This is a genomic window from Armatimonas sp. (genome assembly GCF_031410135.1).
GTDB lineage: Bacteria > Armatimonadota > Armatimonadia > Armatimonadales > Armatimonadaceae > Armatimonas.
Map to the genome: position 1 here is coordinate 1 of NZ_JANNYP010000170.1, position 6,680 is coordinate 6,680.

The following is a 6,680-nucleotide window of genomic DNA, read 5'->3' on the forward strand; positions in this document are numbered from 1 at the left end:
CTATCCTGAAAATACCGGCTCCAGCCCTCCCTCTTGAGGCATTGCTTTAGGCGAGAGTTGAACTTCGTAGCCCAAATGACCCAGCCGACTTACCAAAGTTTGAACCGTCTTCAGGGGCTGACGCTTGTCAAAGTAATCGCCGCCCAATTCCTGGTAGTCCTCCTTGCGTACAATCAAGTAGTAGGCAATCGTCAGGATCGAATGCGCCACCGCCACGATAGCTCGCTTCTTACCACGTCGTCCCACCAAGCGATGGTACTGAGCCGATAAGTAGCAATCCTTAACACGAGCCGCTGCCTGTGCTGCCTCGATGAGAACCCGCTTCAAACTGTGATTGCCTTGACGAGTGCGACGGGAGAGCACTTTGCCGCCACTCTGGTGATTGCCAGGAGCTACGCCAGCCCACGCACAAAGATGACCCGAAGTCGGAAAATGATTTGCCAGATCAACGCCTATCTCACTCACGATTTGCTGGGCGGCCATCTTACCTACACCAGGAATCGTGTCCAGATGGGTGATGGCCTCCTCAAAAGGGAGGCACATGCTCTCAATCTCTTGGTCAAATCGGCTGATGCTCGAATCTAGACCCTTGATCTGATCAAGTAGCTCACGCAAGATGAAACGATGGTGTGCCTTGACTCGCCCTTCAAGGGCATTGCCTAACTCTTCTCGCTTGGAGCGAAGACGACCTTTGGCAAGCTCAGCTATTTGGGAGGACTCACTCTTACCCTCAATCAGTGCTTCGAGCATTGCCCGACCGGAGACTCCAAGCACATCGGTAGCAACGCTTGCCAACTTGATGTTGGCACTCTCCAAGGTCTTCTGAAGCCGATTGACCAGAGCAATGCGCTCCTTGACCATGGCGGCACGAGCGCGGTTCATCTCACGAAGCTCGCGCTGCCCTTCCGGGGGGATGAAGCTGGCTTTGAGCAGCCCAAAGGTCATGAGCTGAGCCAGCCACTGGGCATCATTCTGGTCGGTCTTGCGTCCGGGCACATGCTTGACGTGCTGGGCATTGACCACCAGAAGAGTGAACAGATCCTCCAGAATGTTGTAGACGGGTTTCCAATACTCGCCCGTGCTCTCCATGGCGACATGAGTGATGCCTGCCTCAGCAAGCCAGTCAGAAAGCTCCAGCAAGTTGCCCGTCATGGTGCCAAAAGTACGGGTAGAGAACACAAAATTACCCAGCTCATCCTGGCCTGTTATGTAGGCGGCGACCACCGTCTTCTTGTGAACATCGAGTCCCACGCTGTGAGGGAAAAGCACCTGCATCTTTAATCCTCCGCTCTGTTTGTATTGTTGCAGAGTAAGCGTGAGCACCCTATTCTTAGGAAACTATCCTGCGTGCTTCCCCGACCGACGAATTCTCGTCTGTGGGGAGCGACATATCAAAGTGCTTGGGGTGCCGCCGATCCGTCTGGTTTCCAGGCTCGAAGCACAAGTAAAAAACGATCTCTATGCCTACCCTAATGAGACTTTACCCATTTTCATGCATCAAGGTGAACCCCGTTCATGGCGTCTGGTTTGTTAAACGTACACTGCCCAGTGGACTTCCGAGTATCTTCCCAGAGATCGCACTGAGCCGACTGGTGCCGTACTACGAAGAAGGCCGAGGGCTTGAAGGGGAATTTATCGAGAGCTGGGTGGGAATCGAGCACTTTTTCGCCGACTGGGCAGCGAGGCAATCCAGCCACGTCCAGGATACTCTCATTCTACTGCGGGCACTCAAGGCAAAAGGCTACGACTCCAAACTTCGTGCGGGTCAGTCTATGTCCACGTTTATCATCTCACGCTCTCGCCTGCATGGGCTCCGAACCGATCAATCCTCTCTTGCCTTTGAGACCTGGGGTAATAAACTGCGCGTTCACGGACAGCTTGCGGGGGTGAAGATTTCTTTAGAGTACGAGACTCTTACACTAAATGATGAGATTGAGCAGCTTGTTAAGCGGCTCGCGGAGCTTCCGGTTGATGGAGAGGATTCGTAGATGAAACGTCGTTGGGTCAAGCCACTTGCCTGGCTTTTTAGTGGGATCGTGCTGTTGGTTACCGCTGGCTTGTGGCGTTTTGTCGTTGGGCCGAAGCTTCTCTACAAGGCCATCGGGCAACAGAAGTTGCTGATAGTGGGCGAGGCAACTGTGATGGTAGGTCAGGGAGTGGGGGGAGGGCGGAAAGAACCCGGCGAGAGTGCGGCGACGGTTCAGCTCCTCCTGCGGCTTGGCGTGAGCCCGAACCAGCTTGATGCTTACGATGAGCAAACTCCGCTTCACAAAGCGGTTATGGCGGAGGACTTGGCCACCTGTCGAGTTCTTTTGGATGCCGGGGTGTCACCTAATATTCGAAGTTGGTTCGGAAGTACTCCCCTCCACTTGATGATGCACCACCAAGGGGAAGAGGTTCTGGAGCTGCTACTGGCGCATGGTGCCGATCCAAATCTTAAAGATAGTCAGGGTGCAACACCCCTGCACGCACCATTTCAAGATGTAGAGCAGTTCCAGGGCTGGGAGGATAAGCCTCTCCTTCCCAAGTACGCGCTTCTTATCAAAGCGGGGGGACGGCTGGATCTGCGGGACAAGGACGGACGCACGCCGCTCTATCTGGCAACGGAATACGGGCTCCCTGAGGTCTACGACCTTATGGTGGCCTCGGGAGCCGACCGAAAAGAGAAGACCCCCGACGGTGCGACGCTTCTGCAAGCGGCGGCAAGTGGACGTTTTGTCTTCGACGATGAGGGGAAAATCACACTTCTGAAGAAATTGGCACCGCTGTTCGGAACGATCAATACGCCCGACAACGAGGGCTACACGCCACTGGACTATGCCGTTCCTGAGGGGAAGTACAAAGATGGCATGGGTGTGCAAGACTTCACGATCGTTGAACTCAAGCGCCTGGGTGCAAAATTGGGGAAGGCGACGAAGTGAGTGCGCTCTGTGAAGGTTTTCGCTGAAGGCTTGGTCTATCAAAATACAATGCCCTTTCCAAGACACCGCTGGCTCCTTGCCTTTACACAGGCGCTTGACCGATGCACACCTCAGCAAGTGGGTGAAGTGGGGCGGGACTTGGCTAGCTATGCACCGGAGCTGATTCCGCTTCTTGCGGAGCGCACGCTTCAGGGAGCAGCGCAACTGTCACCCGGCAAAGACAGACTTCTCGTTCTGGAGTGGCTCTGTTTTCATCAAGGAGAGCCCCCTGTGCAGCGCTGGGACTCCGCGATTCGCACCTTGGTCTTGCCCTGTCTCCCAACCAATGATCGTGATTCCAACGATCTTGCACGCTCGCTCTTGTTCGATTTTGGCCGTCCACAGGATCTGAGCCAGCTTGTCCCTCCTAAGACCTTGTTGCAAATCGGGATGGTTGTGGGATGCTTTGCAAAATGGGGCTATGATCGGGAAGCCAAGAGCTTGGTTGAGGAATTTCGACAAAGGACACCACTCGACAAGCACTGTCAGGAGCTTCTTGACTTGTCATTTCTCATTTACGATAGACCCCTAAGTCGTTGGGTTGCACACAAGGCATGGCGTAGCCGTTTGCCAAGCACCTCATTTGAGACGCTCGCAAGCCTGTCCTGGTGTGCAGACTCTATCGGTGATCATACACTTGCCCGGCAAGCACTGGAGGCTGCCCTCTTAGTTCCAAGCTCCGAAGTGAAGGGGTGGAGTATCTTAGGAATGGTCGTGGGACGTATGGGCTTAATGTCCGTTTTCCTTCGCGCCCAGCCAGGAGCAGGGGCGACAGAGTTCTATGGAAATATCGTACAAGGCACTCGGCACCGCACACTTTTGTTAGACGCAGCGGCACGGTTACTCTCTCCTAAAGTCCTCAGTAAAACCAAGCCTGGCCCCGCTTTTAAGGTAGTCTGGCAGACAATCAACTCCTGGGTAAACAGAGACCCGCGTGTCGCAGAGCAGCTTTATGTGCTCCTAGAGCGCGTCGCGCCACCGGAGGAGTGTGCCTCTGCGTTGCCCTACCACCAACAGTGGAGGTTGCGTAACGATCCCGGGGCACAGCTACGAGAAATTCTCCGTTTTCCAACGGACTATCGGCGGCTGGATAGCCTCGCGAAGCTTGTCCGAGCGTGCTTGCAAGAGGGTCTAGTAGGAGCCGCGCTGAAAATCCAGCGTCTCTTGCGAGGGCATGACTCTCTCTCTGCCCAGCTACAGCTCTCCGAGCAACTCCGGGCACAGGGCTATACACAAGAGGCAGTGAAGATCTTAGAGCACTGGAGAGCACTGCCCATCATTCGGGTGACCCCGGAACTCTTCGAAAGCGATGAGGATCCGTTTCAAGATCAGGTCTACCTCGCGGAAACTTTGGCGAGAAACAAGCTGCCCGAGGGCCGTCCGCGATTGTTTGACTTAGCAGCGGATGTAAAAAGGTTTGCGGAGTGGCTCGCAAAGAAGCAAATCAGCCAAGACGATATTTCAAGTGCGTGCCAGTGGCGACTTGAGGATATTCTGAGTGCTTTTGAGAGTGCGGATCTTTGGGAGGAAGCGTTTGAGATTGGTAGACAGATGCCTGATGTCGCCGCCGCCGCTGTTGCAATTGGGAAACTGGGACATCCTAAATTCTTTCCAGGAATGGGATAAAATGCGCTATGAGCTGGGCGAAATTTGCGATTGAAGGTCTCCAACGGGGTGAGACGGTGCAGATTCGAACTGTACGGACGATTTCATAAAGCCAGTATTCTTACTGGGGATTTAGTTTGCTCGGGAGAGGGATCAAGTAGAGCCAGAGCAGCTTCGAAGTGACGCAAACAGGGACGACCCGCAAGACAAGCAACCAGCGAACTGAGCCAGTCCAAGCCACGATGGAACATACTTACTGCTGCATAGCCATGGTTCTTGATCTTGGTAGGAGATTCACTGTCCAAAGCGGCTCCTTGACTCAAGCACCAACAGAAACCAAACGCCAGGAAGCCAAACCATCCCGAAAGGCGTTTTTCTTGGCTCAAACGGCACGACTCCAAATCAAACCCACGGCCTTTCAACGCCTGGAATAGGGTCTCGATTTTCCAACGGTAACGATAATCTGCCAGGAGATCGCATTTTTTATTGCCAATAATTACTAAATATTCACCATCATAAAGATGTTTCCCGCCGACATAGACCCATTGATTCCAGAGCTGCATCCGATGCGGCTTACAACGGCAACCTTGAGAGCAAAACCAGTCTTTACCCTTCAAGTCACGACCATCCTGATGGAGAAAATATTCATTCGCTTTCACTCTGATTCGGAAATCCAATGCCTTTTCGCAGAGCCAGCCAATCCACTTGTCACCAATGAACTCACGGTCTGCGGTCAAGAACCGCCAGCGCCCGGCTCCGAAAATCTGGAGAAATTGGCTCATCAGTTTAATGCGCTCGTCTGTATCGCTGGCTCCTGCCTCAGGCATGACGATCCAAAGTAAGGGAACAGCGCAGCCATAAGCGACAATGGAGAGCACCAGTAGGTTAATGGTTGTCTTTCCGCGCTTCCATTCCGTTCGATCCAATGCTAGAATCCAGGCTCCCTTTGGCATGAGGGCAGCAATCGCTTTTGCCCAGACCTCTAAATCTAGTTCTTGATGATCAAGGCATCGCCTCAGTTGCATGCGGTTTGCCTCTGGATTCTGCTTTCCTGGCATGAGATCTACTACATGTTGAAGGCTGATTTTCTTGCCTGTGAGTAGTGCCACGAGTGCTCGGGCGAGATGTTTTGGAAAAGGCAATCCGAGTGCATGTAGCCGTGAGACGATGGCGTTGATAGAATAGGGTCTGGTCATTCTGGGTCGCTTTCTGTTTGTTTTGCGACTTTACGATAGCCCCGGAATGGCCTTCCTGTTACCTGCCAAAAATACTGGCTTTATGAAATCGTCCGTACAGTTGCAATTGACACCGATTTACGTCTTATTCGTTACTGGAATCGGGGGACAAAACCGGAGCCAGAAGAAGAAGAGTCTTTTGATAATCCTGTTGTCATGGTTGCATCAATTCAGACCCTAAATAGTCGCAAAAATAATTCAGAATTAAAATGCTTCGCAAACCCCAGCATGTTTGTTATTGATGAATGCCATCATGGCATCACTAATAGCTACCGAGATATCCTGAAAAGGATCAATCCCACAAATAAATCTAATCTAGATGAACCTATGATCGTTGGTTTAAGTGCGACATTATTTCGTAGTAAAGGAGAGGATGAGTCCCGAAAACTTAAAACATTATTCAATAATAACTTATACCCTAAATCTGAAAACCAGAACGATATTTACAAGAAATTAACGAATAGAAAAATCCTATCGGAAATAGGAAATTTTCCGATAGAAATAAAACATCCATATCTTAAAGATAGATATATAAATTCTAATTTTGATGACAAGGTGGGTAAAATTTTTGATAAATTCAGGCATTTTAATGAATATTCAAGTAAAAAAGAAGAATTGAATGAGATTAACAGAAGATTTAAAATAAAATTGATAAATATGAAAGAATCAAACAAATCAACAGATGAGATGATAGATTATTTAAAGCATCATGTTGATGATAAGAAAGAATTTATAGGTGATGGTAAGAATCCATTTCTATTATCTTCAGGTAATGTTGCAGACGATATTAATATAAAAAATATTTTCAACGATATTTTAAATGAAAAATTAGATAAAGTTGAGGAAAACTGGAATTCCGATAATAAGGTTAAGGAAAAAA

The 6,680-nt window shown here is 50.5% G+C and carries 6 protein-coding genes; 4 read left to right on the forward strand and 2 right to left on the reverse strand.

Features of this window, described 5'->3' with window-relative positions; all coding sequences use genetic code 11:
* On the reverse strand, nucleotides 1-1,275 hold the full coding sequence (locus RMO15_RS06010; protein WP_309709211.1) for an IS110 family transposase: 1,275 nt from the start codon (nucleotides 1,273-1,275) through the stop codon (nucleotides 1-3).
* Between the two features lie 185 nt (nucleotides 1,276-1,460).
* Between RMO15_RS06010 and RMO15_RS06015 the strand changes: the two genes are divergently transcribed.
* The 3 genes from RMO15_RS06015 to RMO15_RS06025 are packed head-to-tail and all read left to right on the forward strand — an operon-like array spanning nucleotide 1,461 to nucleotide 4,586.
* Entirely contained in the window at nucleotides 1,461-1,988 is a 528-nt protein-coding gene (locus RMO15_RS06015) for a hypothetical protein (RefSeq protein WP_309709213.1), read from the forward strand.
* Nucleotides 1,989-2,921 carry an ankyrin repeat domain-containing protein gene (locus tag RMO15_RS06020; RefSeq protein ID WP_309709216.1) on the forward strand — a complete coding sequence of 311 codons (933 nt, stop codon included), beginning with the start codon at nucleotides 1,989-1,991 and terminating at the stop codon, nucleotides 2,919-2,921.
* A 48-nt stretch (nucleotides 2,922-2,969) separates the two neighbouring features.
* On the forward strand, nucleotides 2,970-4,586 hold the full coding sequence (locus RMO15_RS06025) for a hypothetical protein (protein ID WP_309709219.1): 1,617 nt from the start codon (nucleotides 2,970-2,972) through the stop codon (nucleotides 4,584-4,586).
* Between the two features lie 83 nt (nucleotides 4,587-4,669).
* On the opposite strand, the gene RMO15_RS06030 is transcribed toward RMO15_RS06025, so the two are convergent.
* On the reverse strand, nucleotides 4,670-5,761 hold the full coding sequence (locus RMO15_RS06030; protein ID WP_309709222.1) for an IS4 family transposase: 1,092 nt from the start codon (nucleotides 5,759-5,761) through the stop codon (nucleotides 4,670-4,672).
* 126 nt (nucleotides 5,762-5,887) lie between these two features.
* Here RMO15_RS06030 and RMO15_RS06035 point away from each other — a divergent pair.
* Nucleotides 5,888-6,680 (forward strand): DEAD/DEAH box helicase family protein (locus RMO15_RS06035; RefSeq protein WP_369016083.1); only part of this gene is annotated, 793 nt, incomplete at its 3' end.

Excerpts from the sequence above, each read along its gene's own strand:
- RMO15_RS06020 (WP_309709216.1), top strand. The coding sequence starts at position 1,989 with ATGAAACGTCGTTGGGTCAAGCCACTTGCCTGGCTTTTTAGTGGGATC.
- RMO15_RS06025 (WP_309709219.1), top strand. The coding sequence starts at position 2,970 with ATGCCCTTTCCAAGACACCGCTGGCTCCTTGCCTTTACACAGGCGCTT.
- RMO15_RS06010 (WP_309709211.1), bottom strand. The coding sequence starts at position 1,275 with ATGCAGGTGCTTTTCCCTCACAGCGTGGGACTCGATGTTCACAAGAAG.
- RMO15_RS06030 (WP_309709222.1), bottom strand. The coding sequence starts at position 5,761 with ATGACCAGACCCTATTCTATCAACGCCATCGTCTCACGGCTACATGCA.
- RMO15_RS06015 (WP_309709213.1), top strand. The coding sequence starts at position 1,461 with ATGCCTACCCTAATGAGACTTTACCCATTTTCATGCATCAAGGTGAAC.